This window comes from Acidovorax radicis N35 (assembly GCF_000204195.1).
GTDB classification, from domain to species: Bacteria; Pseudomonadota; Gammaproteobacteria; order Burkholderiales; family Burkholderiaceae_C; genus Acidovorax; species Acidovorax radicis.
Genome location: NZ_AFBG01000019.1, coordinates 661,372 through 686,301, shown reverse-complemented (window position 1 = coordinate 686,301; position 24,930 = coordinate 661,372). Strand labels below are relative to the sequence as shown.

General features: G+C 67.0%; 23 protein-coding genes. 12 read left to right on the top strand and 11 right to left on the bottom strand.

The genetic code is table 11. The features are described 5' to 3' along the window. Window positions 1–17: 17 nt before the first annotated feature. Window positions 18–974 (bottom strand): PhoH family protein, encoded by a 957-nt coding sequence (locus tag ARADN35_RS0112935; protein ID WP_010462761.1) that lies wholly within the window; start codon window positions 972–974, stop codon window positions 18–20. Between the two features lie 47 nt (window positions 975–1,021). On the opposite strand from ARADN35_RS0112935, the gene ruvA reads away from it, so the two are divergent. The 4 genes from ruvA to ARADN35_RS0112915 all read left to right on the top strand — a co-directional run bounded on the left by ruvA (window position 1,022) and on the right by ARADN35_RS0112915 (window position 5,621). Beyond that, window positions 1,022–1,597: a Holliday junction branch migration protein RuvA gene (ruvA, locus tag ARADN35_RS0112930; RefSeq protein WP_010462759.1), complete on the top strand. Its 576-nt coding sequence runs from the start codon at window positions 1,022–1,024 to the stop codon at window positions 1,595–1,597. Window positions 1,598–1,668: 71 nt separating this feature from the next. Beyond that, on the top strand, window positions 1,669–3,591 hold the full coding sequence (locus ARADN35_RS0112925) for a trypsin-like peptidase domain-containing protein (protein WP_029413994.1): 1,923 nt from the start codon (window positions 1,669–1,671) through the stop codon (window positions 3,589–3,591). Between the two features lie 9 nt (window positions 3,592–3,600). Next, window positions 3,601–4,662: a Holliday junction branch migration DNA helicase RuvB gene (ruvB, locus tag ARADN35_RS0112920; RefSeq protein ID WP_010462755.1), complete on the top strand. Its 1,062-nt coding sequence runs from the start codon at window positions 3,601–3,603 to the stop codon at window positions 4,660–4,662. Between the two features lie 47 nt (window positions 4,663–4,709). After that, window positions 4,710–5,621 carry a hypothetical protein gene (locus tag ARADN35_RS0112915; RefSeq protein WP_010462753.1) on the top strand — a complete coding sequence of 304 codons (912 nt, stop codon included), beginning with the start codon at window positions 4,710–4,712 and terminating at the stop codon, window positions 5,619–5,621. Here ARADN35_RS0112915 and ARADN35_RS26315 read toward each other — a convergent pair. From ARADN35_RS26315 to ARADN35_RS0112880, 7 genes are read right to left on the bottom strand one after another with little or no spacing between them, the layout of a single operon-like run. Continuing rightward, window positions 5,563–7,392, bottom strand: a complete 1,830-nt coding sequence (locus ARADN35_RS26315; protein ID WP_010462751.1) for a lysoplasmalogenase family protein — start codon at window positions 7,390–7,392, stop codon at window positions 5,563–5,565. The two genes, ARADN35_RS0112915 and ARADN35_RS26315, sit on opposite strands and share 59 nt — an antisense overlap. A gap of 36 nt (window positions 7,393–7,428) precedes the next feature. Beyond that, window positions 7,429–8,598 carry a DSD1 family PLP-dependent enzyme gene (locus ARADN35_RS0112905; RefSeq protein ID WP_010462748.1) on the bottom strand — a complete coding sequence of 390 codons (1,170 nt, stop codon included), beginning with the start codon at window positions 8,596–8,598 and terminating at the stop codon, window positions 7,429–7,431. Next, window positions 8,582–9,223, bottom strand: a complete 642-nt coding sequence (locus ARADN35_RS0112900; protein WP_010462747.1) for a histidine phosphatase family protein — start codon at window positions 9,221–9,223, stop codon at window positions 8,582–8,584. Before ARADN35_RS0112900 ends, ARADN35_RS0112905 begins: the two co-directional genes overlap by 17 nt. Before the next feature lie 30 nt (window positions 9,224–9,253). Then, entirely contained in the window at window positions 9,254–9,865 is a 612-nt protein-coding gene (locus ARADN35_RS0112895) for a DUF4136 domain-containing protein (protein WP_029413992.1), read from the bottom strand. A gap of 55 nt (window positions 9,866–9,920) precedes the next feature. After that, window positions 9,921–10,892: a tRNA 2-thiocytidine(32) synthetase TtcA gene (ttcA, locus tag ARADN35_RS0112890; RefSeq protein WP_029413991.1), complete on the bottom strand. Its 972-nt coding sequence runs from the start codon at window positions 10,890–10,892 to the stop codon at window positions 9,921–9,923. A 4-nt stretch (window positions 10,893–10,896) separates the two neighbouring features. Then, a complete protein-coding gene (locus ARADN35_RS0112885) occupies window positions 10,897–11,268 on the bottom strand; it encodes a dihydroneopterin aldolase (RefSeq protein ID WP_010462740.1) in 372 nt (123 codons plus the stop codon). Window positions 11,269–11,306: 38 nt separating this feature from the next. Further along, window positions 11,307–12,092, bottom strand: coding sequence for an SDR family oxidoreductase (locus ARADN35_RS0112880; protein ID WP_010462738.1), 786 nt, complete (start codon window positions 12,090–12,092; stop codon window positions 11,307–11,309). Window positions 12,093–12,107: 15 nt separating this feature from the next. On the opposite strand from ARADN35_RS0112880, the gene ARADN35_RS0112875 reads away from it, so the two are divergent. The 3 genes from ARADN35_RS0112875 (at window position 12,108) to ARADN35_RS0112865 (ending at window position 16,770) form a co-directional block, all read left to right on the top strand. Further along, entirely contained in the window at window positions 12,108–13,226 is a 1,119-nt protein-coding gene (locus tag ARADN35_RS0112875; RefSeq protein WP_010462736.1) for a class I SAM-dependent methyltransferase, read from the top strand. Between the two features lie 146 nt (window positions 13,227–13,372). Next, on the top strand, window positions 13,373–14,347 hold the full coding sequence (locus ARADN35_RS0112870; RefSeq protein WP_010462734.1) for a Bug family tripartite tricarboxylate transporter substrate binding protein: 975 nt from the start codon (window positions 13,373–13,375) through the stop codon (window positions 14,345–14,347). Window positions 14,348–14,352: 5 nt separating this feature from the next. Further along, a complete protein-coding gene (locus ARADN35_RS0112865; protein ID WP_010462732.1) occupies window positions 14,353–16,770 on the top strand; it encodes a hypothetical protein in 2,418 nt (805 codons plus the stop codon). Here ARADN35_RS0112865 and eutC read toward each other — a convergent pair. Both eutC and ARADN35_RS0112855 read right to left on the bottom strand, forming a co-directional pair. Next, on the bottom strand, window positions 16,763–17,596 hold the full coding sequence (eutC, locus tag ARADN35_RS0112860) for an ethanolamine ammonia-lyase subunit EutC (RefSeq protein ID WP_010462730.1): 834 nt from the start codon (window positions 17,594–17,596) through the stop codon (window positions 16,763–16,765). The genes ARADN35_RS0112865 and eutC overlap by 8 nt on opposite strands. Then, window positions 17,593–18,987, bottom strand: a complete 1,395-nt coding sequence (locus ARADN35_RS0112855) for an ethanolamine ammonia-lyase subunit EutB (protein WP_010462728.1) — start codon at window positions 18,985–18,987, stop codon at window positions 17,593–17,595. Before ARADN35_RS0112855 ends, eutC begins: the two co-directional genes overlap by 4 nt. A gap of 197 nt (window positions 18,988–19,184) precedes the next feature. Between ARADN35_RS0112855 and ARADN35_RS0112850 the strand changes: the two genes are divergently transcribed. The 5 genes from ARADN35_RS0112850 (at window position 19,185) to ARADN35_RS0112830 (ending at window position 23,481) form a co-directional block, all read left to right on the top strand. Beyond that, complete coding sequence (locus ARADN35_RS0112850) at window positions 19,185–20,111, top strand: TauD/TfdA dioxygenase family protein (RefSeq protein WP_010462726.1); 927 nt, start codon at window positions 19,185–19,187, stop codon at window positions 20,109–20,111. An 86-nt stretch (window positions 20,112–20,197) separates the two neighbouring features. Further along, window positions 20,198–21,253 (top strand): ABC transporter substrate-binding protein, encoded by a 1,056-nt coding sequence (locus ARADN35_RS0112845; RefSeq protein ID WP_029413988.1) that lies wholly within the window; start codon window positions 20,198–20,200, stop codon window positions 21,251–21,253. A 14-nt stretch (window positions 21,254–21,267) separates the two neighbouring features. Beyond that, window positions 21,268–22,287, top strand: coding sequence for an ABC transporter ATP-binding protein (locus ARADN35_RS26310; RefSeq protein WP_010462722.1), 1,020 nt, complete (start codon window positions 21,268–21,270; stop codon window positions 22,285–22,287). Beyond that, a complete protein-coding gene (locus ARADN35_RS0112835) occupies window positions 22,284–23,159 on the top strand; it encodes an ABC transporter permease (protein WP_010462720.1) in 876 nt (291 codons plus the stop codon). The genes ARADN35_RS26310 and ARADN35_RS0112835 overlap by 4 nt, the downstream gene beginning before the upstream one ends. Window positions 23,160–23,286: 127 nt before the next feature. Beyond that, complete coding sequence (locus ARADN35_RS0112830) at window positions 23,287–23,481, top strand: DUF2905 family protein (protein WP_010462719.1); 195 nt, start codon at window positions 23,287–23,289, stop codon at window positions 23,479–23,481. Between the two features lie 47 nt (window positions 23,482–23,528). Here the strand turns inward: ARADN35_RS0112830 and otsA are convergent, their stop codons facing one another. Then, on the bottom strand, window positions 23,529–24,908 hold the full coding sequence (otsA, locus tag ARADN35_RS0112825) for an alpha,alpha-trehalose-phosphate synthase (UDP-forming) (protein ID WP_010462718.1): 1,380 nt from the start codon (window positions 24,906–24,908) through the stop codon (window positions 23,529–23,531). Window positions 24,909–24,930 lie beyond the last annotated feature (22 nt).

Below are 24,930 nucleotides of genomic sequence, written 5' to 3'. Positions count from 1 at the left end.
CTATAAAAATGATAGTTTTAGTCCCGGCTGCGAGAAGCCGGGGCGCGGCGCGGCGCGTCGTAGGCATCCACAATGCGCGCGACCAGCGGGTGGCGCACTACGTCAGCCGTGGTGAAGCGGGTCACGGAGATGCCTTTGACCCGCTTGAGCACCCGCTCGGCATCGATCAGGCCGCTCATCGACCCCTTGGGCAGGTCGATCTGGCTCACATCCCCTGTGACGACCGCCTTGGCGCCAAAGCCGATGCGTGTGAGGAACATCTTCATCTGCTCGGGCGTGGTGTTTTGCGCCTCGTCCAGGATCACGAAGGCATTGTTCAGCGTGCGCCCGCGCATGAACGCCAGCGGTGCGATTTCCAGGGCATTGCGCTCGAAGGCCTTCTGCACCTTGTCGTAGCCCATCAGCTCGTACAACGCGTCGTACAGCGGGCGCAAATACGGGTCCACCTTCTGCGCCAGGTCGCCGGGCAGGAAGCCCAGGCGTTCGCCCGCCTCGACCGCCGGGCGGGTGAGCACGATGCGCTGCACGGCACTGCGCTCCAGCGCGTCCACGGCACAGGCCACGGCGAGATAGGTCTTGCCGGTGCCGGCAGGGCCGATGCCGAAGGTGATGTCGTGGCTGGCGATGTTTTCCAGGTACAGGTTCTGCGTGGGTGTGCGGCCCCGCAGGTCGGCCCGGCGGGTGTTGAGCACGATGGCGCCCTCGGGCGCCTCCACCAGCGCGGTGTCGCCCGCCAGCATGAGCTGCAGGTAGTCTTCCGTGACAGGGCGCTCGGCCATCTCGTACAACGCCTGCAGCAACTCCATGGCCTGGGTCGCCTTGGCTTTGGGGCCGTCCACTTTGAACTGCTCATGCCGGTGCGCAATGCTCACCTGCAGGGCCACTTCGATGGTGCGCAGGTGTGCGTCGGCCGGGCCGCACAGGTGGGTGAGCCGGGTGTTGTTGTGGGGGGTGAAGGTGTGGCGCAGGATCACGCGGATAATTCCCGTTGGATCGCCGCAGTGCGCGGCAAAGGACATCAATGATAGGCAAATTGACCGGCACCCTGCTGGAGAAGAATCCCCCCGAGGTGCTGCTGGACTGCCATGGCGTGGGCTATGAGGTGAATGTGCCCATGAGCACGTTCTACAACCTGCCCGCCGTGGGCGAGCGGGTGAGCCTGCTCACCCAGTTCATTGTGCGGGAGGACGCGCAGCTGCTGTATGGCTTTGCCACGGCGCCCGAGCGCCAGGCGTTCCGCGAGCTGATCAAGATATCGGGTGTGGGCCCGCGCACGGCACTGTCCATACTGTCGGGCATGGGGGTGGCCGATCTGGCCCAGGCCATCACGCTGCAGGAGGCGGGCCGCCTGGTCAAGGTGCCGGGCATCGGCAAGAAGACGGCTGAGCGGCTGTTGCTGGAACTCAAGGGCAAGCTGGGCGCAGACATGGGCGCTGCCCACGGCCCCGCCGCCAGCGATGCGCAGGCCGACATTCTGCAGGCACTGTTGGCTTTGGGCTACAACGACAAGGAGGCCGCTGCGGCCCTCAAGGCCTTGCCCTCAGAGGTGGGCGTGAGCGATGGCATCAAATTGGCACTGAAGGCGTTGGCCAAGTAAGGCGTACGCGGGTTTGTTGTAGCAGTTGTTTTCGTGTTCAATGGCGGTTTTGACCGGAGTGGGGGAAAGAAATGAAATTTAGAGTGATGTTGCGCATGGGTGTCGCCTGGAGTGCGGCGATTGCTTTGCTGGCGGGGTGCGGCGGAGGCGGGACAGAAGGAAGCGCGCAGAAAGCCGCCTCTGTGCTGATGGTGGATGGCTGGGTGCAGCCCGCCAGCGTGGACCAGGGCGTGTCGAACGTCAAGTCCCGCAGCGCGCTCGTCGCGGCGCCCACGCCTTCGAAGGTGAGTCTGGGTGCCTTGGAAGAGTCCAAGACCGCATCGCTTGGCGGTGGCATTGGGCCACGCCAGGTGGGGATGGCGCGCGATGTGGCGGCCACACGTACTGTGGAGCAGACACTGCAGCAGTTGCAGTGGAAGCCGACCCCCAGCGGCGGCCAGGTGGCTGCCATCAGTTTTTCTGCCGAAGGGGCGCATGGGTTGCGCCTGGGCGTGGTGGCCCGCGCGCTGCCCCCGGGGGCCGTGCTGCGTGTCTACAGCCAGGCGGATACGACCACGGTGTTCCAGATTTCCGGCCAGGAAGTGCTGCAGCGCATTCAGCGCAATGCGCAGGCTGGCGACACCACCCTGGACGGTCAGACCTGGTGGACGCCAGACGTGGGGTCGAACGAGGCCACGCTGGAGCTGGAGCTGCCTGCGGGTGCTAACCCCGGCACGGTAGACCTTTCGGTGCCGCGCGTCTCGCACATCTTCGAGAACCTGTCTATTCCCACCGAGGAAGAGCTTTCCACCAAGATCAACGAATCGGCATCCTGCCACTTGGACGCCAGCTGCTACGAAGCCTACGCGAACCAGCGCAATGCCGTGGCCCGCATGATCTTCACGTCCGGAGCCAACTCCTTTCTTTGCACCGGCACACTGCTCAATGACAGCCAGTCGTCGGGCACGCCGTATTTTCTGACGGCCAACCATTGCATCTCCAAGCAGGCCGAAGCCTCCTCGCTGCAGACCGACTGGTTCTACCGCGCCCCTGTGTGCAACAGCCGGACCCTGTCGAGCACGACCACCAAGCGCGTCAATGGCGCTTCGCTGCTCTACGCTTCGGCGGGTACGGACACATCCTTCCTGCGGCTCAACGACACGCCTCCATCGGGCGCCGTCTTCGCCGGCTGGGATGCCGGCACCCAGGCACTGAGCTCGTCGGTGGTGGGCCTGCACCATCCCCGGGGCGATTTGCTCAAGGTGAGCCTGGGCTCGTTGACGAGTCTGACTTCCTGCACGGCCACCAGTGGCACCGAGTTCCAGTGCAGCGGTTCGTCGGGCAATTTTTACCGAGTGAGCTGGAGCGAGGGCACCACCGAAGGCGGCAGCAGTGGCTCCGCCCTGTTCAAGGACGGTGCATACGTGATCGGTACGCTCTACGGCGGCAGCTCCAGCTGCTCGGCGATTGCATCCCCCGATTTCTATGGCCGTTTTGACGTGGCGTACAACGCTGCGCTGAAGAACTGGTTGTCGTCCGCCACGCCGCCCTCCGGCCCCACGGGCCGGGTGCCTGTCTATCGCTTCTACAACATGGCAGGGCTGGAGCACTTCTACACCAGCAACGTGGGCGAGCGGGACCTCCTGATCAATCAGTTTGCATCGAACTTCGTCTATGAAGGCGCGATCTTCTACGCGTACCCCATTGAGGGCTCTAACCTGTTCCCGGTGTATCGACTGGTGGATCTGGCACGCAAGATGCATCTCTATACGGCCAGCCCAGTGGAGCGCGATGCGATGCGCCAGACGTTCCCATCCGTGGCTCTGGAAGGTACGGCATGGTGGGGGCAGGCTGCGCCGGGCAATGGAGCCATGCCCGTCTACCGCTACCTCAACCGCAATACGGGAACCTACTTCTATACAACCAGTGCGGCAGAGCGCAACTACATCAATGCCAATCTGGGCCAGCAGTATCTTGAGCAAGGCATTGGCTTTTATGTCTGGGCGGACAAATAACGGGGCTGCATGACCATCCAGACCGACGACTTCGCCCCCGCCCCCGCCAAACGCGTCATCTCCGCCGTGCCCGCATCGCCCCAGGAGGAGGCGATCGAGCGCGCGCTGCGCCCCAAACTGCTGCAGGAGTACGTGGGCCAGGTGAAGGCGCGCGAGCAGCTGGAGATATTCATTGGCGCGGCACGCAAACGGGGCGAGGCGCTGGACCATGTGCTGCTGTTTGGCCCGCCCGGCCTGGGAAAGACCACGCTCAGTCACATCATTGCGGCTGAGCTGGGGGTCAACCTGCGCCAGACCAGTGGCCCTGTGCTCGAAAAGCCCAAGGATCTGGCGGCGCTGCTGACCAACCTCGAAAAGAACGATGTTCTTTTCATTGACGAGATCCACCGCCTGTCGCCTGTGGTGGAGGAAATCCTCTACCCCGCGCTGGAGGACTACCAGATCGACATCATGATTGGCGAAGGGCCGGCTGCGCGCAGCATCAAGCTCGACCTGCAGCCCTTTACTCTGGTGGGTGCCACCACGCGCGCCGGCATGCTGACCAACCCGCTGCGCGACCGTTTCGGCATCGTGGCGCGGCTGGAGTTCTACACTTCCGAAGAGCTGGCGCGCATCGTCAAGCGAAGCGCCGGTTTGCTCAACGCACCCATGGACGATGAAGGCGGCTTCGAGATCGCCCGCCGCTCACGCGGCACGCCGCGCATTGCCAACCGGCTGCTGCGCCGCGTGCGCGACTATGCCGAGGTCAAGGGAGACGGCCGCATCACCAAAACCATCGCCGACAAGGCGCTCGCCATGCTGGACGTGGACCCGCAGGGCTTTGACGTGATGGACCGCAAGCTGCTCGAAGCCGTGATCCACCGCTTTGACGGCGGCCCCGTGGGGCTGGACAACATCGCTGCCAGCATCGGCGAAGAGGCCGGCACCATTGAGGACGTGATCGAGCCCTATCTCATCCAGCAGGGCTTTTTGCAGCGGACCCCGCGTGGGCGCATCGCCACGCTGGCGGCGTTCCGGCACCTGGGCGTGACGCCGCCCAGCGCCGGAGCGCCAGGGCTTTTCGGGGCCTGAGAACCCTTTCTCCACGCCCGTTGCCGCTCAGGCCACGCAGCACCGCCATGGCCCCACCGCGCAAACCGTCCAAGAAGAACGACCGCCGCCGCCAGCTGCGCGCCGAGGCCCGCGCACGCGCCGCGCGCGGCGGGGCCGGGTCGGACGGGCGCGTGACCGTGCCCGAGCAACAGTTCCTGCGGTCCTGTGCCGTGGCCTTGCTGGCGGGCACGGTGGCCTTCCATGCGCTGGGCGCGCTCGTCTATGGCCAGCTCTCGGTGTTTGTGTTGGAAGGCTTTGCCGACCTGCGCGGCCGCGTGGCCGTGTGCGGCGCGATCGCCGAAGCCGCGTTGGCGGCGGGCCTGGCATCGCACCTGATCGGCGGCCACAGGCAGGGCGGGGCGACCACCGCGTGGGCGCACCGCCTGTTGGTGGGCCGCGCCAGTGCGTACATCCTGTTCGCCGTGCTGGTGCCGGTGACATTCGTGCTGGCCATGGTGGACCGACCGCGCTTCTCCATGGACCTGCCCCCACAGCGCTGGCCGGGGCTGGCGGCCCCATCGGAATGGCTGCTGACGCCCTTGCCCTGGGCCTGGCACTGGCTGCTGCCGGTGGCCAGCGACCGGATTCAGGGTTTGTCGGTGGCCGCTGCGGTGCTGGCGGGCTGTCTGGGCGTGTGGTGTACGGCGGGCAGCACCAAGCGCTGGCGCACCGGGTATGCGTTCTATGGCCTGGCGTGCGTGCTGACCGGGTTCTGGGCCCTGGGCGGCGCCCTGTACCACTACACCGCAGGGCGGGGCTTGATCGCGGTGCAGGAACCACTCATGGTCGCCCTGCTGAAGGCGCGGCCCGGCTGGTACAACGCCGACACGCTACTGTGGCTGCTCAGCGGGGGATTTTTCACCCTGGCGGGCGTTCTGTTCATTGCGGGTGCGGTGTATGTTCCGTCCGCAGCGCTGGCCCGCACGTGGTCACATTAGCCACGGCAGAAACAGGCGCAACGACCGGCAGGCCATCAGGCGCCGTTGCCGCCTTCAGCACCCCCGCCACGATGCAGGCCTGCGCCGCGTAGTAGGTGCCCAACACCCACACCTGCGACCACGGCAGGGGCGACACGAAGCGGTGCGTGGCCAGCAGCGAGTCGCTGAGCATGAAGAACGCCGCCCCCACCGCCACCAGCACCGCCGCCCTGTCGCGCAGCACGCTGGCCCGCCCGATGGCCTGCGCGGCCATCAGCGCAATCACCAGCACATAGGCTGCCACCGGCCCTCGCAGCGCGGCCGGCAGGCCGCCCGTCCACAAGAAGGCGTACATCGCCACGCCCACACCCAGCGTCGCCGCCAGCGCCCCGCGGTGCGGAAACCACCGCTGGCCGGTCTTGAACAGTGCCACGTAGAACAAGTGGGCGATCAAGAAACTCACGAGCCCCGGGATGAAGAACCCCTCGACCATCAAAAACACATCCCCCGCCAACGACCCCACCAGCGCGGCGCCCAGCAGCACCCAGGTTTTGGAGTCAAATCGGAATCTACCGCTCAACTGATAAGCGCTAGCAGCTACCAAAATAATAGCAATCACCATGGTGAGCGGCTTGAACACCCAGTGCCACTGCACAAACCCCAGCGCACTGGTGGCAGTGGCCAGCGCGCCGCTTTGCAGCACCAGCGCCATCAGCATGCCGATACGCCCCTGCATCACCGCACCCAGCGCCCACTGCGCAACCAGCAGCGTGGCAAACCACACCGCGTTCTCGGCCAGCGGCGCGCTATCGGCCCGCCACAAAAAGGCCGCCACACCCGCGAGCATCAGCGCGAACTGCACCAGCGCAAACCACTGCACCGCGCGCGACATCGGCGGGTGGTAGGGCACCATCTGCGCCATGCTGAACGCGGGCTTCGGAAAGCGCGCTGCCACATCGGCCGGCCGCCAGCCCGGGGGCTTGATCCACACCCGGAGCTTGTCGGCCCAGCTGCGCGCATGCCAGCTGTCGTGCGCCAGGCCCGCGTACACCTGGGCGTTGGCCCACAGCGGGTCCCAGCTGTTGAGCAGGCCGCGCGTGCCGTACACGCAGCGGTCCTGGTCGTCCTCTTCCTGGAAGGTGCCGAACATCCGGTCCCACACGATGAGGATGCCGCCGTAGTTCTTGTCCAGGTAGGCGTCGTTCACGGCATGGTGCGCGCGGTGGTTGCTGGGGCTGCAGAACCAGCGGTCGAACCAGCCGAGCTTGCCCACCTGCTCAGTGTGCACCCAGAACTGGTAGAGCAGATCGACCAGCGCCACCACCGCAAACACCAGCGGTGGCACGCCCGCCAGCGCCATGGGCACATAGAACACCCAGCCCAGCAGCGCGCCCGAGCTGGTCTGGCGCAGCGCGGTGGACAGGTTGTAGTCCTGACTCTGGTGGTGCACCGCATGCGCCGCCCACAGCACCGCCGACTCGTGCCCCATGCGGTGCAGCCAGTAGTAGCAAAAGTCGTAGAACACCAGCGCCAGCAGCCAACCCGGCAGGCTGGTCCAGAACGCATCGCTGCGCCACAGGGCCACGTGTTCGAACAACGCGGTGTAGATGCCGATGCGCAACAGCCGCGTGAACACCGCGCTGGTCTGGCTCAGCATCCCCAGGCTGATGCTGCTGACCGCGTCGGCCAGCCGGTAGGTGTTGCGCCGGCGCTGGTAGCCGACCGCCAGTTCGATGGCGATCAGGACGAAGAAGACGGGTGTGACAAGGACGATGATCTGGCTGGGGCTCATGGGGGACACCAAAATGTCCGCCAATTCTTGCCCCGATCAGGTCAGCGCGCCTCTGGCATCAACCCTGATGATGCGTTCCACCGTGCCCAGGGCCAGCCCCCCGCGCACTCCGATGAGGAAGTCGTGCAGGTTCACAGTGGGGTCGCAGTGGCCAGGGATGAGCCACAGCATGCGGCCCAGGGTGGGCAGGCGGGCCTTGGGGCCGTCGGCGTAGATCAGGCCGTGTTCGTCGCCGCCGTTGGCAAAGCGCAGGGCGCGGTCGGCTGGCAGCAGGGCCACGGTGGGCAGGCCGGAGTCGATGGCGTGGCTTTTGTGGCCCGCGTCGCACACGGCATGGCTCTCGCGCACCGACACCACCTGGGTCTTGACGAACAGCGCGTGTTCAAAGGCAGGTTGCGCCGGTTCGCGTTCGTTGCGTGCGTAATCCGCGTCCATGAACAAAAACGAGCCTGCCTGCAACTCGCCAAAGATGCCGCTGGCGGCCTCGTGCACCAGCGTGCCGGTGCCCGAGCCTGTGATCAGCGGCACGGGCACCCCCGCCGCCTCGATCAGCTGCCGCGTGTGGCTGGCCGCACGCACGACCTGCGCGATGGCTTCCTTGCGGCCCACGGTGCTGGCCATGTGCTGCGCGCGGCCATGGTAGGCCTGGATCCCCGCAAACCGCAGGCGGGGGCTGCGCGCCACGGCCAGCGCCAGTGGCACTGCGGCCTCGCCGGGAGGCACGCCGCAGCGGCCCTGGCCCACGTCGATCTCCACCAGCACATCGATGCCGGCATCGCTGCCGGTTTGCGCCATCGCCTCGGCCAGACGCTCGATGCCCTCCGCGTGGTCCACGGCCACGCCCAGGCGCCCACCCCGCGCCGCGAGCTGGGCAGCCAGCCGGGCCACGCGGTGCAGCTTGGGCATGGCGATGACCTGGTTGGTGATGGTGATGTCATCCACCCCGCCGGCCGCCAGTGCCTCGGCCTCGGAGACCTTCTGCACACACACGCCCTGGGCGCCAGAGCGCTGCTGCAGCAGCGCGAGTTCGGCGCTTTTGTGCAGTTTGGCGTGGGGGCGCCAGCGCACCTGGTGCTTGCGCGCAAATTCGGCCATGCGCTGGATGTTGCGGTCCATGGCGTCCAGGTCCACCACGAGGGCCGGGGTGTCGATCAGGTCCACACGTTGGCCGATGCAGGCCTGGAGTGCTTCAGGAATGGGTTTCATCGCGGAGGGCGTTGTTGTCAAGGTGCTGGGTGTCAGCCCAGCCGACCAGGGTCAGGCCGTCGGGTGTCCACAGCAGGCGGTTGATGGCGGCGTTGGAGAGTTGCCAGGTGCGCGGCGCCTGGATGTCCTGGCGCGTGGCCAGGCGGTACAGCACGTCGAGCACGCCGCCGTGCGCCACCATTACCACCTGCTCGCCCACATGCTGTTGCGCCAGGGCGGTCACCGTGTGTTCGATGCGCTCGCGCAGTGTGACGAGCGACTCTCCGCCTTCGGGTGTGTAGTGCGGATCGCGCTTGCGCCAGCGCAGCGCGTCTTCGGGCAGTTCGGCTTCGATCTCGGCAAACGTGCGGCCTTGAAAGTGGCCAAAACTGCGCTCGCGCAGGCCGGTATTGGTCACCAAAGGCGCGCCCGTGGTGCGGGCCACGGCCTGGGCCGTGGCGTGCGCGCGTTGCAGGTCGCTGGTGTAGATGGCGGCAATCGGCTCACCCGCCAGGGCCTGTGCCACCTGATTGGCCTGCCACAGGCCGGTGTTGTTGAGCGGGATGTCCAGGTGGCCCTGGATGCGGGTGTCCACGTTCCAGGCGGTTTCGCCGTGGCGGATGGCAACGATGCGGGTGGCGTGCATGCAGGTGATGAAAAGGGGAGTGGGGCGATGTCAGGGAGCGGCATGCACCAGCGGCAGGCGCACTTGCCGGGGTCCCTGGGGCGGCTTCGGGAAGCCATTGAGCGCGGCGTCGAACAGCACGCCGTAGACGGCCGGGTCGCTCACCCACACATCCTCGTGCACGGCAGAAGTCTCGTACACCACGGCCTGGGTGCTGGCGTCGCGCATCACGATGCTGACCGCGCGGCGGTGCAGGGGCGTGGGCTCGCCAAAACGCCACATTCCATGCACGCCCCAGCCCCGGCCCGCCCAGCCGCCAAAGCCCCAGGGGCCCGGGCCGTATGCGCCGTATGGCCGGAAGGGGGCATAGCGTGGCACGGCATCGGCCTGGACGCCCAGTTGCACCAGCAGGCGGGGCGCGGCATCGTCGCGCTGCAGGCCGGCGCGCGCCAGCGACTGTTCTGCCAGCGTGGCGATGGCGTCAAACGAGGGGGTCTGCTGCGATGGCAGGCGTTCGATGCGGTAGGTGGCTGGCGCGGGCACGGCAGTCAGTGTCGAGAAGCTTTGCACCTGGCCGTCCACCAGGCGCGTGTTGCTGCAGCCCGCGAGCAGGGCTTCGGCAAGGCCCAACAAAAGGACGGGAATCCATCGGCGTTGCGTCATGGTCAGAGGCTCCAGAAAATGAGATCTCTGTGAGAGTGCCGAAGCCCGCCAGGGTTCACGACAGCTGCACCACCTGTACGCCCGGCAGCGATGGCGAAGGCGCCACGAACTCTTCCTTGTCAAACGCCTTGTCGCCGTCTTCGTTGGCAATGCCCGTGGCCTTGGCGTTCTTGAAGTCGTAGAGGCTGCCGTCCAGCAGGTGCGAGGGCACCACATTCTGCAGGGCATTGAACATGTTCTCGACCCGGCCCGGGAAGCGCTTTTCCCACTCGCGCAGCATCTCGCCCACCTGCTTGCGCTGCAGGTTCTCCTGGCTGCCACACAGGTTGCAGGGAATGATGGGGAAGTTGCGGTGTGCAGCCCAGCGGGTGGTGTCCTTCTCGGCCACGTAGGCCAGCGGGCGGATCACCACATGCTTGCCGTCGTCGCTCACCAGTTTGGGTGGCATGCTCTTCATCTTGCCGCCAAAGAACATGTTGAGCAGCAATGTCTGCAGGATGTCGTCGCGGTGGTGGCCCAGCGCAATCTTGGTGCAGCCCAGCTCGTCGGCCACGCGGTACAGAATGCCCCGGCGCAGGCGGCTGCACAGGCTGCAGGTGGTCTTGCCCTCGGGGATCAGCTTCTTGACGATGCTGTAGGTGTCTTCGTTCTCGATGTGGAAGGGTACGCCGGTGCTGGCCAGGTACTCGGGCAGCACATGCTCGGGGAAACCGGGTTGCTTCTGGTCCAGGTTCACCGCCACCAGATCGAAGTGGATGGGGGCGCGGGCCTTGAGCTTGAGCAGGATGTCGAGCAGCGCGTAGCTGTCCTTGCCGCCCGACATGCACACCATGACCTTGTCGCCTTCTTCAATCATGTTGAAGTCGACGATGGCCTTGCCAACCTCGCGGCACAGGCGTTTTTCGAGCTTGTGGGTTTCGCGCTCGATCTTCATGCGGGCGGCGCCGCTCGCTGCGGCTTCTGCAGGCTCATCGGCCCAGCCGGAGGAAGGTGCGGAGGTGGGGGCTTCGTTCAATACTGCGCTCATGGGGTCACCACTGTCCTGTCTCGATGCGAATGGCCACTTCGCAGTCGTCAAAAATTTCGAGTTTGGCAATCTTCACCCGCACGCCCAGCACGCCGGGCAGCTGCATCAGGCGGTTGGCCAGCTTGCCGATCAGGCTCTCCAGAAGGTTCACATGCTCGGCGGTGCATTCGTCAATGATGATCTGGCGCACACGCCGGTAGTCCAGCACATGGCCGATGTCGTCGTCGCGCGGGGCCAGCGGCTGCACGCCCAGGCTCAGTTCGGCATCGACCTGAATGGGCTGCGGCGCGGTTTTTTCGTGGTCGAGGATGCCCAGGTTGGCGTCAAAGCGCAAACCGGTGAGCGTGAGGATCTGGGTGCCTGCAGCGGGGGTCATGAATAGGTCCTGGATTGAGTGAACGTGTGTGCGTGCGCTCACATCAACGAGAAATCGCGGTCAAACTTCATCAGGTGCTGGCCGCCATCCACCAGCAGCGTGGTGCCGGTGATGGACCGATTTTCCAGCGCAAACTTCACGGTGGCGGCCACATCCTCGGCGGTGGACGAGCGGCCCAGCGGGGAGAGGGCGTGCAGCTGGGCAAACTTGTCGTCGCTGAGCATGTGGCTGGTCAGCGTGAGGCCGGGCGCCACGCCCACCACACGCACCCGCGGCGCCAGGGCCAGGGCCAGCATGGTGCCAGCGGCTTCGAGCGCGGCCTTGGAGAGCGTGTAGCTCACAAAATCGGGGTTCTGGTTCCAGAGCTTCTGGTCCAGCAGGTTGACCACGGCGCCTTGCGCATCGGCCTCGCCCGCTGTGGCGCGGTCGGCCACATGCTGGTGCAGGGCCTGGGCCAGCAGCACGGGGGCGGCGGTGTTGCTGCGCAGGTGCTTTTCGAGCGCGGCAAAACCAAAGGTGGCGGCGTTGTCGTGCTCAAACAGCGAAGCGCTGTTGACCACCGCATCCACACGGCCAAAGTGCGCCACCACGCGGGGCAACAGTCCACGCACGGCAGCTTCGTCGTCAAAATCAGCATCAAAATGGGCGCTGGCGCCTGTCATTCGTGCGCAAGCAGCTACGGTATCGATAGCATCCTGCTGCGATGAGCGATAGTGCACCGCCACCTGCCAGCCGCCCGCGGCCAGGGCCAGCGCAATGCTGCGGCCCAGGCGCTTGGCGGCGCCTGTGACCAGAACGGTGCGTGGATGGGAGGGGGCAGACATGTGGGGTGGGAGACAATGCGGGCCGTGACCCAAAGACCCGACAGTTTAACGACCGCCCTGCACCAGCACATTGCCCAGGCCATTGCCGCCGAGGGCGGATGGCTGGGTTTTGACCGCTTCATGGCCTTGGCCCTGTACACGCCCGGCCTCGGCTACTACGCCAACGATTCCACCAAATTCGGCGCCATGCCCGAGTCTGGCAGCGACTTTGTGACCGCACCTGAGATGACACCGTTGTTCGGCCAGACGCTGGCCGTGCAGGTGGGCGAGGCCCTGGCGCACACCGGTACCAATGAGGTGTGGGAGTTTGGTGCGGGCTCGGGCGCGCTGGCGCTGCAACTGCTGGACGCCCTGGGCGACCAGGTGCAGCGCTACACCATCGTCGATCTGTCGGGCAGCCTGCGCGCGCGCCAGCAGGCCAAGCTGGTGGCGCATGCCCACAAGCTGCGCTGGGTGGACGCACTGCCCGAAAAATTTAGCGGTGTGGTGGTGGGCAACGAAGTGCTCGACGCGATGCCCGTGCAACTGCTCGCGCGCCACGGTGGTCAGCAGGGCGGCGTGTGGCATGAGCGTGGCGTGGTGGTGGATGGCGACGGCCGCTTTGCCTGGGCCGACCGCCCCACCGGCCTGCGTCCGTCCGTGGACATCGAAGGCCCGCAGGACTACCTGACCGAGATCCACGCCCAGGGCGAGGGCTTCATCCGCACGCTGGCCGACCGGCTCACGCGTGGCGCGGCCTTTTTGCTGGACTACGGTTTTGGCGAAAGCGAGTACTACCACCCCCAGCGCCACATGGGCACCGTGATGTGCCACCAGGGCCACCTGGCTGACGGCGACCCGCTGGTGGCGGTGGGCTTGAAGGACATCACGGCCCACGTCAACTTCACCGCCATGGCGCTGGCCGCGCAGGATGCGGGGCTGCAGGTGCTGGGCTACACCACGCAGGCGCACTTTCTCATCAACTGCGGTTTGCTATCAAAAATGGAGCTGCTTCCGCAAGCACAGCGAGCGACAGCGGCCAAATTGATCATGGAACATGAAATGGGCGAGCTTTTCAAGGTGCTGGCCCTGGGCGCGGGCGAGGCGTGGGAACCTGTGGGGTTTGTGCACGGGGACCGGTCGCACCGGCTGTAGCCGCCAGGCGTGCGCCACGCCGCGTTGTCCTGCCATATCTGTTCGGCGCATAAGGGTCTGCGAGAAACTTCGTTGGTGGACAGCGGGGTGCTGCCTACGCTCGGTGGCTTCTTGCTTCCACAGCCGGTGCTCCACCGGCGTCCGCCATGCGCGCTTTGTTCCGCCCCCTCCTGCCGCTGTGCCTGCTGGCCAGCACCGTGGTTTTCACATCGGCCTACGCCGATGGCTACCCCAACAAACCCATCCGCGTGCTGGTGCACAACACGCCGGGCAGTGCCCTCGATGTGGTGACGCGGCGTGTGGGCGCCCGCCTGGCAGAAAACCTCGGCCAGCCGGTGGTGGTGGACAACCGCGCTGGTGCGGGCGGCGTGATTGCCGTGGATGCCGTGGCCAAGGCGGCACCCGACGGCTACACCCTGCTCGCAGGGGCCGATGGCCCCATCACCATCCTGCCCACGCTCTCGGCCAGCCTGCCCTACGACCCCCGACGTGATCTCGTGCCCGTGGTGTCCCTGGGCGAGACGGACTTTTTGCTGGTGGCCCACCCCAGGACAGGCTTCAAGACCGTGGCCGACCTGGTGCGCGCCGCCAAGGCCCGCCCGGGCCAGTACAACTACGCCTCTGCGGGTAACGGCAGTCCTCAGCACTTTGCGGCCGAGCTGCTCAAGCAGCAGGCCGGCATCTACGTCACCCACATTCCCTACCGCGGTGGCCCCGTGGGCCTGGCCGACGTGGTGGCGGGGCAGGTGGACGTGATGTTCATCGCCGTGGGCCCCGCGCTGGCGCATGTGCAGGCGGGGCGCCTGGTAGCCCTGGCCAGCGGCGGGGAGGCCCGCCACCCGCTGCTGCCGGCCGTGCCGACCCTGGAGGAAACCTACCCCGGCCTGCGCGCTGGAACCTGGTTCGGGCTGTTTGCCCCCGCAGCCACACCGCCCGCCCTGCTGGAAGCCATGGGCGCCGAGGTGGCCCGTGTGCTGGCCGAGCCCAAGGTGCGCAGCGATCTGGCCGCACAGGGCATCCGGGCCACCGGCTACGCGCAGGGCCGCTTCACGGCGTTTGTGGGCCAGGAGACGCGCAAGTACGTCGCGCTGGTCAAGTCCGCCGGCATCCGGGTGGAGTAACTGGCATGAGTGCGTTGCTTCCTGTCCACCCCTTTCCTTCCCTGCAGCACGACCCCGCGATCCCCGCCGCCGGGTTGCACCATGCGCCCGCTGGCCTGTATGCCCACAGCAAGGCGCAGCCGTTCATCGGCCGCGTCACCTGCCACACCACGGCCGTCGAGGCGGGCAGCTGGCAGGAAATCATCCTGGACTTCGAGGTCGGCGCCTCCGGCGTGGCCGACGGCGCATGTATCAAGGCCACGTTCAAGTTCTATTCGGACTGGGCCTTGTTCCAGACCAGCGACCCCACCGGCGCCAACTTCATCAGCGCCGAATACCAGGCCGGCCCTCTGCTGCCGGGCCAGAGCCCCGCGTCGGTGCAGTCCCTGGCCGTGCGGTTTGACCAGAAAGGCCATGAGCGGCCCTACCAGAAGGCCGTGATCGTGGACGTGGTGGACGGCTACCTCAACGCTGGGGACCACATCATCATTCGCCTGGGCGACCGGCGCCGGGGTGGCCCCGGAACGCGGGTGCAGACCTTTGTGGAGGACGCTTTCCATGTGCGTTTCTACGTGGACCCGCTGGGCACCTCGCGGTTTGTGGCGGTGCCCGACGACGTGGTGCTGCGGGTTGCGCACGGCCCCGCGTCGCAGCTCTTTTTGAATGCGCCGCGTTATGCGCAGCCGGGCCAGCCGCTGCCGCTGCGCGTGTCGGCACTCGACCGCTGGGGCAACATCGTGCGCGACTGGCTGCAGCCCCTGCAGGTGCGGGTGCTGCAGGCCGGTGCACCGGTGCAGGAGGTGAACCTGGCCTTTGCCGCCGACGGCTGGGCCAGCACCGGGCTGGCGGGCGAGCAGGCCCTGCGCCTGCCCGAGGGGCGCTACGAGATCGAGGCGCAACTGTCCGGCGCACCCCAGGTGCCGCCCGCGCGGTTTGCGGTGGATGTGTCGGCCGCCTTCCCCACCGCCCGGCCTTTTTATGCCGACCTGCACGTGCATGCCCACGACACCGTGGGCACCAACAGCCCGGGCTACAACGCGGCCTACGCCCGCGAGATCGGCGGCGTGGATATCTTTGGCTACACGGCCAACGATTTTCAGATCACCGACCACAACTGGCGTGTGGGTCTGGAGGCCGTGCAGGCCGCCAACGTGCCGGGCGAGTTCGTGGCCTATGCGGTGCAGGAATGGTGCGGCAGTTCCACGGCTGGGGGCGACCACAACGTGGTGTTCCTGGGCGATGCCACGCCCGGCTTTCCGCACAACGAACGCGGCGAGCACAACCGCACCTTCGTATGGAACGAGGACATGAAAGGCACGGGTGTGAGCCTGGGGCGCTGGCCGGTGCAGGAGCTGTGGGCCGCATACGCGGACGATGCCGAGAACCACCTCGTCATGCCGCACGTGGGCGGGCGCCGCTACATCCCTGACTGGCACCACCCGGGCCTGGAGCGCCTGGTGGAAATCGCCTCCACCTGGGGGCATTTCGGCTGGCTCTACCAGGACGTGATCCGGCGCGGCTACCAGCTGGGCGTGGCCGCCAGCAGCGATGAACACCGGGGGCGCCCCGGCGGTGGGGCGCCGGGGGTGCAGGTGTTTGGCGTGCACGGCGGGCTCACCGGCGTGCTGGCCGACTGGCTCGACCGCGCCAGCGTGGGCCGTGCCCTGCGCGCGCGCCACACCTGGGCCACCACGGGCGAGCATGCTGCGGTCATCACCCGCGTGGGGCCGCACCGCCAGGGCGATGCGTTCGACTGGCAGGGCGAGGCGCCGGTGCAATACCAGTTTTTAGGCCAGAGCGGCTGGGAATACCTGGCCGCCTACGACCACACGGGCCGCATCTGGGAGCGCGACCTGCACCGCGAACTGGGCTACTCGGAGCGGCGCATCCGCCTGCGCTGGGGCGGTGCACGCATCCCCGACCGCTACCGCTGGGCCGCATGGCAGGGGCGCATTCAGGTGCTGGGCGGCACGGTGCTGGGCTTTCGCAGCCACGGCTTCGAGCATGCCGAAGAATCGGCCTGGCGCGCAGGGCCCACGGAACTGGGTTTTCGCAGCGACACCTATGGCGACGCCGACAGCATCGAGATCGAGGTCAGCCAGCTGGCGGACCTGCGCATCGTCGTGAGCGGCACCATCGACAGCTTCATCAAGGTGGGTGATCCGCTGCAGCGCAACCCGTTCGTGCACCGCCCGGACTTCCACTGGGAGGTTTCGGGGGCCGAGCTGGTGCAAGCCGGGCGCCTGCAGCTCGACCTGGGCGGCACGGAACTCTTTGTGGCGCTGGAGCGCCTGACCGACGTGCCCTTACCGCAGTCGGTGGAGGGGGTGGTGCCGGTGTCGCCCGACAACGCCGCCTTTGGCTTTCGGCCGGTGTACTTCCACGGGCGCCAGCGCGACGACAGCAAGGCGTGGTCATCGGCGCATTTCATCCACTTCACGTAACCGGATCGCTGCCCTGGTCGCCCGGTGCGCCCAGCGCGCCAGGAACGCCCGCTGCCGGGATCGTCACCGCATCACTGCGGTCTTTCAGGCCCACGCCCGTCAGCGCAAGGCGCCGGGCCTCCTGACACAGCCACCATAGGCGTGCCGCGGCAGCCGACGGCGCCAGCCCCTCGGCCCGCACGTTGGAGATGCAGTTGCGCTCGGCGTCGCTGCGGCCCACCTGCGGGTGCCAGGTGAGGTAGATGCCCAGGCTGTCGGGCGAGCTCAGGCCCGGGCGTTCGCCGATCAGCACCGCCACCATGCGCGCGCCCAGCAGCGCGCCCACCTCGTCGCCCAGTGCCACGCGGGCCTGGGTGGCGACGACCACTGGGCCGATCTGCCAGCCCTGCGGCGCAGTGCGCACGATGGTTTCCACAAGGGGCACGGCGTTGCGTTCGACGGCCAGGGACGAGAGCCCGTCGGCCACGACCAAAAGCAGGTCGCAGTGTGTGTGGCCATCCCCCAGACCGCGCAGCCGCTCCGCGTCCGCATCGCCAAGCCGTCGGCCGAGGTCGGGCCGCAGCAGGTAGGTGGCGCGGTCGGGCGCGGCGCTGGCCACTTGCAGCGTGCTGCAGCCCAACTCCCTGAGTTGCGCCGCCAACGCGTCCGCGTCGAGCTGCAGATGCACGGCATCGCGCGCCTGGGCGTGGGCCAGGCCAAAGCTGAGCAGCTCGCGCGTGGGGACGGCCGTGCCCGCGCGGCCCAGCGCCAGCCGCGCGGCGGTGTGGGCGCGCAGGTCATCCCAGGGGTCGGGTAAAGGGCCGGTGATAGGGGTTGACTCGCTCATCTCTGCATCCCGATCTGCCGCAGCTGCGCAATGGCGGCCTGCTGCTGCACGGCGGGCAGCAGCCGGCCCGTGCCATCGGCCAGGTGCATGCGCTGCAGCCAGGCCTCGAATTCGGGCGCGCGCTGGAGGCCCAGCACCTCGCGCAGGTACAGCGCGTCGTGGAAGGAGGTGCTCTGGTAGTTGAGCATGATGTCGTCGGCGCCCGGCACGCCCATGATGAAGGTCAGTCCCGCCACGCCCAGCAGCGTCATCAGCGTGTCCATGTCGTCCGAATCGGCCTCGGCATGGTTGGTGTAGCAGACGTCGCAGCCCAGCGGCACGCCCAGCAGCTTGCCGCAGAAATGGTCTTCCAGGCCGGCGCGGATGATCTGCTTGCCGTCGTACAAATACTCGGGCCCGATGAAGCCGACCACCGTGTTGGTGAGCAGCGGCGAGAAGGCGCGCGCCACTCCGTAGGCCCGGGCCTCGCAGGTCTGCTGGTCCACGCCATGGTGGGCGTTGGCCGACAGCGCGCTGCCCTGGCCGGTCTCGAAATACATCACGTTGTTGCCCAGCGTGCCGCGCTTCAGGGACAGGGCGGCCTGGCGCGCCTCGTGCAACAAGGCCAGGTTCACGCCGAAGCCGGCGTTGGCTTTTTCGGTGCCGGCGATGGACTGGAACACCAGGTCCACCGGCGCGCCCTGCTCAATCATCTGCACCGTGTTCGTCACGTGGGTCAGCACACACGACTGCGTGGGGATCTGCAGCTTGGTGATGACTTCGTCCAGCATGTGCACCAGCCCCGTGAGGGCAGCAATGCTGTCCGTGGCCGGGTTGATGCCGATCACCGCGTCGCCCGCGCCGTACAGCAGGCCATCGACCATCGACGCCGCGATGCCGCGCAGGTCGTCCGTGGGGTGGTTGGGCTGCAGGCGCACGGCCAGGTGGCCGGGCAGACCGAGGGTGTTGCGAAAGCGCGTGACCACGCGGCAGTTGCGCGTCACGGCAATCAGGTCCTGGTTGCGCATGAGCTTGCTCACGGCGGCCGCCATCTCGGGCGTGAGGCCCGGTGCCACGGCGGTCAGGGCGGCCGTGTCTGCGGCCAATAGCCAGTCACGCAGCCCGCCCACGGTGAGGTGGGCGATGGGCGCAAACGCCATCGCGTCGTGTGTGTCGATGATGAGGCGCGTGACCTCATCGACCTCGTAGGGCACCAGCGCCTCGTTCAGGAAGCGCGCCAGCGGCACATCGGCCAGACACATGCGCGCCGCCATGCGCTCCACCGCCGAGCCGGCCGCGATGCCAGCCAGTGTGTCGCCCGAGCGTGCGGGCGTGGCCTTGGCCATCACCTCGCGCAGGTCGCAGAACGACCAGCGCTGGCCGCTGACGGTGTGGTGGTAGGTCGCAGGCATCGGCAAGGATGGAAGTGGGCCCAGTGGCGATGATGGCATGTGCGAACCGCAGAGCGCCAGAGCGAGTGGGTCCCTGTGGCAGGTGTTAGCTGTTTTGGTTGTTAACAACTGAGAAAACCTTCGTTCCCTGAATAAGCAACGCGGCCTAGAGTGCAGACCTCGGAGCACACCTGCCCCCATTTCCCCACGAGGTTCCCATGTCGGCCGTTCTGTCTTCTCCGCCCCCTACCGCCACAGCCACCGATGGCGACGCGCCGCCGCAAGGCTTGGTGATCCGCCCCGTGGCAGGCGCTGCCGGCCCGCTGGGCGCTGAGGTGCTGGGGCTCGATCTGTCGCGCCCGCTGGGCCGCGAGGACTTCGCCCGCATCCACCGCGTGCACCTGGACCACCACGTGCTGGTGTTCCGCGACCAGCGCATCACGCCGCAGCAGCACATCGACTTCAGTCGCCTGTTCGGGCCGCTGCAGATCCACGTGCTCAAGAACTTCCAGCTCGCGGGCCACCCCGAGATATTGATCGTCTCCAACATCAAGGACGCTGCGGGCCAGCCCATTGGCCTGGGCGATGCGGGCCACTACTGGCATTCTGACCTGTCGTACAAGGACAAACCCAGCCTCGGCTCGCTGCTGCACGCGCAGGAGCTGCCGGGCGAAGGCGGTGACACTCTGTTCGCTGATCAACATGCCGCGTACGACGCCCTGCCCGAAGGGCTCAAGGCGCGCATCGCGCCGCTCAAGGCCGAGCACAGCTACTTGGCCAAGTACGAGGAGCTGCGCGCGCGCAGCCCCTGGCGCCCCAAGCTGACCCAGGCGCAGATCGACGAGGTGGCGCCTTCCATCCACCCCGTGGTGCGCATCCATCCTGAGACGGGGCGCAAGGCGCTGTTCGTGAGCGAGCACTTCACCACCCGCATCGTGGGCCTGCCCGAGGACGAGAGCCAAGCCTTGCTGGCCGAGCTGTTCGCTGCCAGCGTGCGCCCCGAGTTCACCTACCGCCACCAGTGGCAGCCGCACGACCTGGTGTTCTGGGACAACCGCTCGGTGACCCACCTGGCGGCGGGCACGCCTGACAGCGAACGCCGAAAGCTCTATCGCACCACCATCGAAGGCGACCTGCCTTTCTGAGTTTGCTCTGTTTTTGATAGCTTAAAGCGCTTTTCAAATAAGCGCTGGGGCCATTTTTTGCTTGATTTTTGATCTGAAAGATTGTCATGACCTCTCCAACCCGCCACTTTTTTGACCGCAGGACCTTGGGCCGCAAGACCGCCGGATGGCTCACGGCCACGGGCCTTGTGCTGACAAGCCTCGGTCTTTCTGCCCCGGCCTACGCGGCCGAAGGGCAGCTGCGCATCGCACAGCAGTTCGGCATCGTCTACCTGCTGCTCAACGTGGCGCAGGAGAACAAGCTCATCGAGAAGCATGGCAAGGCCGCGGGCGTGGACATCAAGGTCGAGTTCCTGCAGCTGTCAGGCGGTTCGGCCGTCAACGACGCGCTGCTGTCGGGCAACATCGACATCGCCGGTGCCGGCGTGGGCCCGCTGTTCACGCTGTGGGACCGCACCAAGGGCCGCCAGAACGTCAAGGGCGTGGCCTCGCTGGGCAACTTCCCCTACTACCTGGTGAGCAACAACCCGGCCGTGAAGACCATTGCCGACTTCACCGACAAGGACCGCATCGCGCTGCCGGCCGTCGGTGTCTCGGTGCAGTCGCGCGTGCTGCAGATGGCCTCGGCCAAGCTCTGGGGCGACAAGGAGTTCAACCGCCTGGACAAGAACCAGGTGGCCTTGCCGCACCCCGACGCGGCGGCGGCCATCATCAAGGGCGGTACCGAGATCACCGGCCACTTCGGCAACCCGCCTTTCCAGGAGCAGGAGCTGGCCGGCAACCCCAAGGCGAAGATCGTCCTCAACTCGTACGACGTGCTGGGCGGCCCGGCATCGGCCACCGTGCTCTATGCCACCGAGAAATTCCGCGCCGAGAGCCCCAAGACCTACAAGGCCTTCGTCGATGCGCTCGACGAGGCTGCCAAGTTCGTCGCCGCCAACCCCGAGAAGGCGGCCGACATCTACCTCAAGGTGTCGGGCGGCAACACCGACCGGGGCCTGCTGCTCAAGATCATCCAGAACCCCGAGGTGCAGTTCAAGGTGCGCCCCGAGAACACGCTGGGCATGGGCCAGTTCCTGCACCGCGTGGGCGCCATCAAGAACCAGCCGACCGCGCTCAAGGACTACTTCTTTGAAGACGCGCTCACGGCGTCTGGCAACTGAGTGGGCCTCCTGGCATGAGCGAGCACACCATCCGCCTGGGGCCCTTTTCACCCCCGCTGCAGAGCGAACGCACGGCGCTGGAGGCCGAGGCGCAGGCGCTGGGCCTGGCTGCGGGCGGGGGCCGTGCCGCCGCCGTGTCCACCCAGCCAGGCGCCGCGTTGCTGCAGGTGCAGGGGGTGAGCATCGACTACCGCACGCGCGAGCGCGTGGTGCGTGCCACGCACCGCGTGGGTTTCGATGTGCATGCGGGCGACCGCTTCGTGCTGCTCGGGGCCTCGGGCTGCGGCAAGTCCACCTTGCTCAAATCGATTGCCGGTTTCATCGCGCCCAGCGAGGGCCAGATCCTGCTGAACGGCCACGCCGTCACGCGGCCCGGGCCCGACCGGGTGGTGGTGTTCCAGGAGTTCGACCAGTTGCCGCCGTGGAAGACGGTGCGCGACAACGTGATGTTCCCGCTGCTGGCCTCGCGCAGCGTGGGCCGCAAGGAGGCCGCCGAACGTGCGGCGCTCTACATCGACAAGGTGGGTCTCACGAAGTTCGCCGACGTGCACCCGCACCAGCTCTCGGGCGGCATGAAGCAGCGCGTGGCCATTGCGCGCGCGCTGGTCATGCAGCCCCAGGTGCTGCTGATGGACGAACCCTTTGCCGCGCTCGACGCCCTCACGCGCCGGCGCATGCAGGAAGAACTGCTCTCGCTGTGGGACGAGTTCCGCTTCACGCTGATCTTCGTCACCCATTCCATCGAGGAGGCGCTGGTGGTGGGCAACCGCATCGCCATCCTGTCGCCGCATCCGGGGCGGCTGCGCGCCGAGGTCAACAGCCACCAGTTCGGGCTGCACAGCCTGGGCGGCACCGAGTTCCAGGCCACGGCCCAGCGCATCCACCGCCTGCTGTTCGACGAACCCGCCGCCGGTGCCGTGCCGGGATCGGTGCAGGCCGATGCCGAAGCCCTGGCGCCCGGTCGCCAGGGCGGAGTGCCGCTCGTCAATCCCCAGCGGCCCGCGGGTTCGCTGCCTTTCCAGATTTCCGTATGAGTGCCTCCCTGCTGACCCCTCCCGTGCGCCCCGAGTTCGAGCGCAGCCTGGAGCCGTTGTGCGGTATTGCGCCCGTGCAGCCGCTGCCCCTGGCCGCGCGCATCTGGCAGCAGGCCTGGGTGCGCAAGCTCGTGATCCTGGCGGTGCTGGCCGTGCTGTGGGAGGTGGTGGCGCGCTGGCAGGACAACGACCTGCTGCTGCCCACCTTCCTGCAAACGGCCAAGGCGCTGGTGGAGGGCCTGGCCTCGGGCGAGCTGATCGCCAAGACGGCGATCTCGCTGTCGGTGCTGCTCAAGGGCTATCTCGCGGGCATCTTCGGGGCCTTCGTGCTCACCACGCTGGCCGTGTCCACCCAGTTCGGGCGCGACCTGCTGTCCACGCTGACCTCCATGTTCAACCCACTGCCGGCCATCGCGCTGCTGCCGCTGGCGCTCTTGTGGTTCGGCCTGGGGCAGGGCAGCCTGGTGTTCGTGCTGATCCACTCGGTGCTGTGGCCGCTGGCGCTCAACACCTACGCGGGTTTCCAGTCCGTGCCCGAGACGCTGCGCATGGCCGGCCGCAACTACGGCCTCACCGGCATCCGCTACGTGCTGCAGATCCTGGTGCCGGCCGCGCTGCCGTCCATCCTGTCGGGTCTGAAGATCGGCTGGGCCTTTGCCTGGCGCACACTGATCGCGGCAGAGCTGGTGTTCGGCGCCTCGTCGGGCAAGGGCGGCCTGGGCTGGTACATCTTCCAGAACCGCAATGAGCTCTATACCGACAAGGTGTTCGCGGGACTGGTGCTGGTGATTTTGATCGGCCTGGCGGTGGAGAGCCTGGGGTTCCATACGCTGGAGCGGCTGACGGTGCGGCGCTGGGGCGTTCAGCGCTGAAAGAACGAAGGCCCCTGAGTCGCTTGTGGGGCTTCCTTCCTGGAGGGGGAAGACCCCAGTGCGGCAGCGCTGCGCCTGCATGTGCGTCGAGAGGCGCTGAAAGGACCTGCCGCCCTACACTGTGGGCATGATCCGCTGGCTTCTCGTCGTCTTTCTGGCTCTGATGTTGCTGAGCTGGCTCTCGCCCTTGCTTCGGCGCATGGGGTTTGGCCGCTTGCCTGGCGACCTGCGCTTTCGCTGGCTGGGCCGGGACTGGGACGTGCCTTTGGCTTCGACGCTGCTTCTGAGCTTTGTGTTGAGCCTGCTGACGAAGTTGCTCTGAGCCTTCGCTGCGCGCGACGGGGCTAGCCAGGCGGCACGTGGAGGTCGTCAGTCGTCTGCCGTCTGGAGTGCGTTCAGGAACGACTTTCGCCACCAGTGCACGTCGTGCTCGCGCAGGCGAGCCATGAGTTTCTGGTGGCGTGCCTGCCGCTCGGCCAGTGGCATTTGCAGCGCCTGCTGGATGCTGTCGGCCATGCCTTGGGTGTCGTAGGGGTTCACCAGCAGCGCTTCTTTCAGTTGCTCGGCCGCACCCGCGAAGCGGGACAACACGAGCACGCCCGGGTCGTCTGGGTCTTGCGCCACCACATACTCTTTGGCCACCAGGTTCATGCCATCGCGCAGTGGCGTGACCAAGCCCACGGCGGCGGCGCGGCACAAACCTGGCACCCGCTTGCGCGCCACCATCCGGTGGATGTAGCGCACCGGCATCCAGTCGAGTTCGCCATAGTCGCCGTTCACCGCGCCGCACAGGCCCTCCAGCTCCTGGCGCAGGTCGGCATAGGCGTTGACGTCGTCGCGCGTGGGCGAGGCGATCATGATGAGTGTGGCGCTGTCGCGGTTTTCCGGGTAACGGTCCAGCAGCTCGCGGAACGCGCGCACACGATGCGGGATGCCCTTGGAATAGTCGAGCCGGTCAATGCCCAGCAGCAGGCGCCTGCGTGAATACTCGTCGCGCATGTTCTCGTACGTTTCGACCGCATCGGGGGCGTGCGTAAGGCGCGTGAATTCGTCCACGTCGATGCCGATGGGAAAGGCCTGCACCTGCACCGTGCCGCCGAACGCGCGAAGCCGCTGGGCGTCCACCTCCTCGGCGCTGCCTTCGTTGCGCACGTAGCGTGTGAAATGCGACACGTCGGCCTCGCTCTGCAGGCCCACCAGGTCGTAGGCGAACAGCGAACGCATCAACCACTCGTGCTGCGGAATGGCCGCCATGATGAGCGGCGGCGGCATCGGAATGTGCAGAAAAAAACCGATGCGCTGCTTGCAGCCCATGGCACGCAGCTCGGCGGCCAGCGGAATCAGGTGGTAGTCGTGCACCCAGAGGATGTCATCTTCGCGCAAGAGCGGCAGCAGCTTGCGCGCAAACATCTGGTTCACGCGCCGGTAGCCCGCGATGTAGCTGGCATTGAAGTCGGCCAGGTCCAGGCGGTAGTGAAACACCGGCCACAGCACGCTGTTGCTGTAGCCATGGTAGTAGCTGTCATGGTCTTCGCGGCACAGGTCCACGGTGGCCAGGGTGACGGCACCCGCCTGCCGCGTGTGCAGTTCACCCTCGCCGGGTGTCCCGCCTTCGACCACGTTGCCGCTCCAGCCAAACCACAGCCCGCCTGTCTGGTTCAGGGCCTCTCCGAGGGCGACGGCGAGGCCCCCAGCAGCGGGTTTGCGGGGATCGGCGAGGCGGTTGGAGATGACGACAAGGCGGCTCATGGGTCGATCATCGTTGTGGATC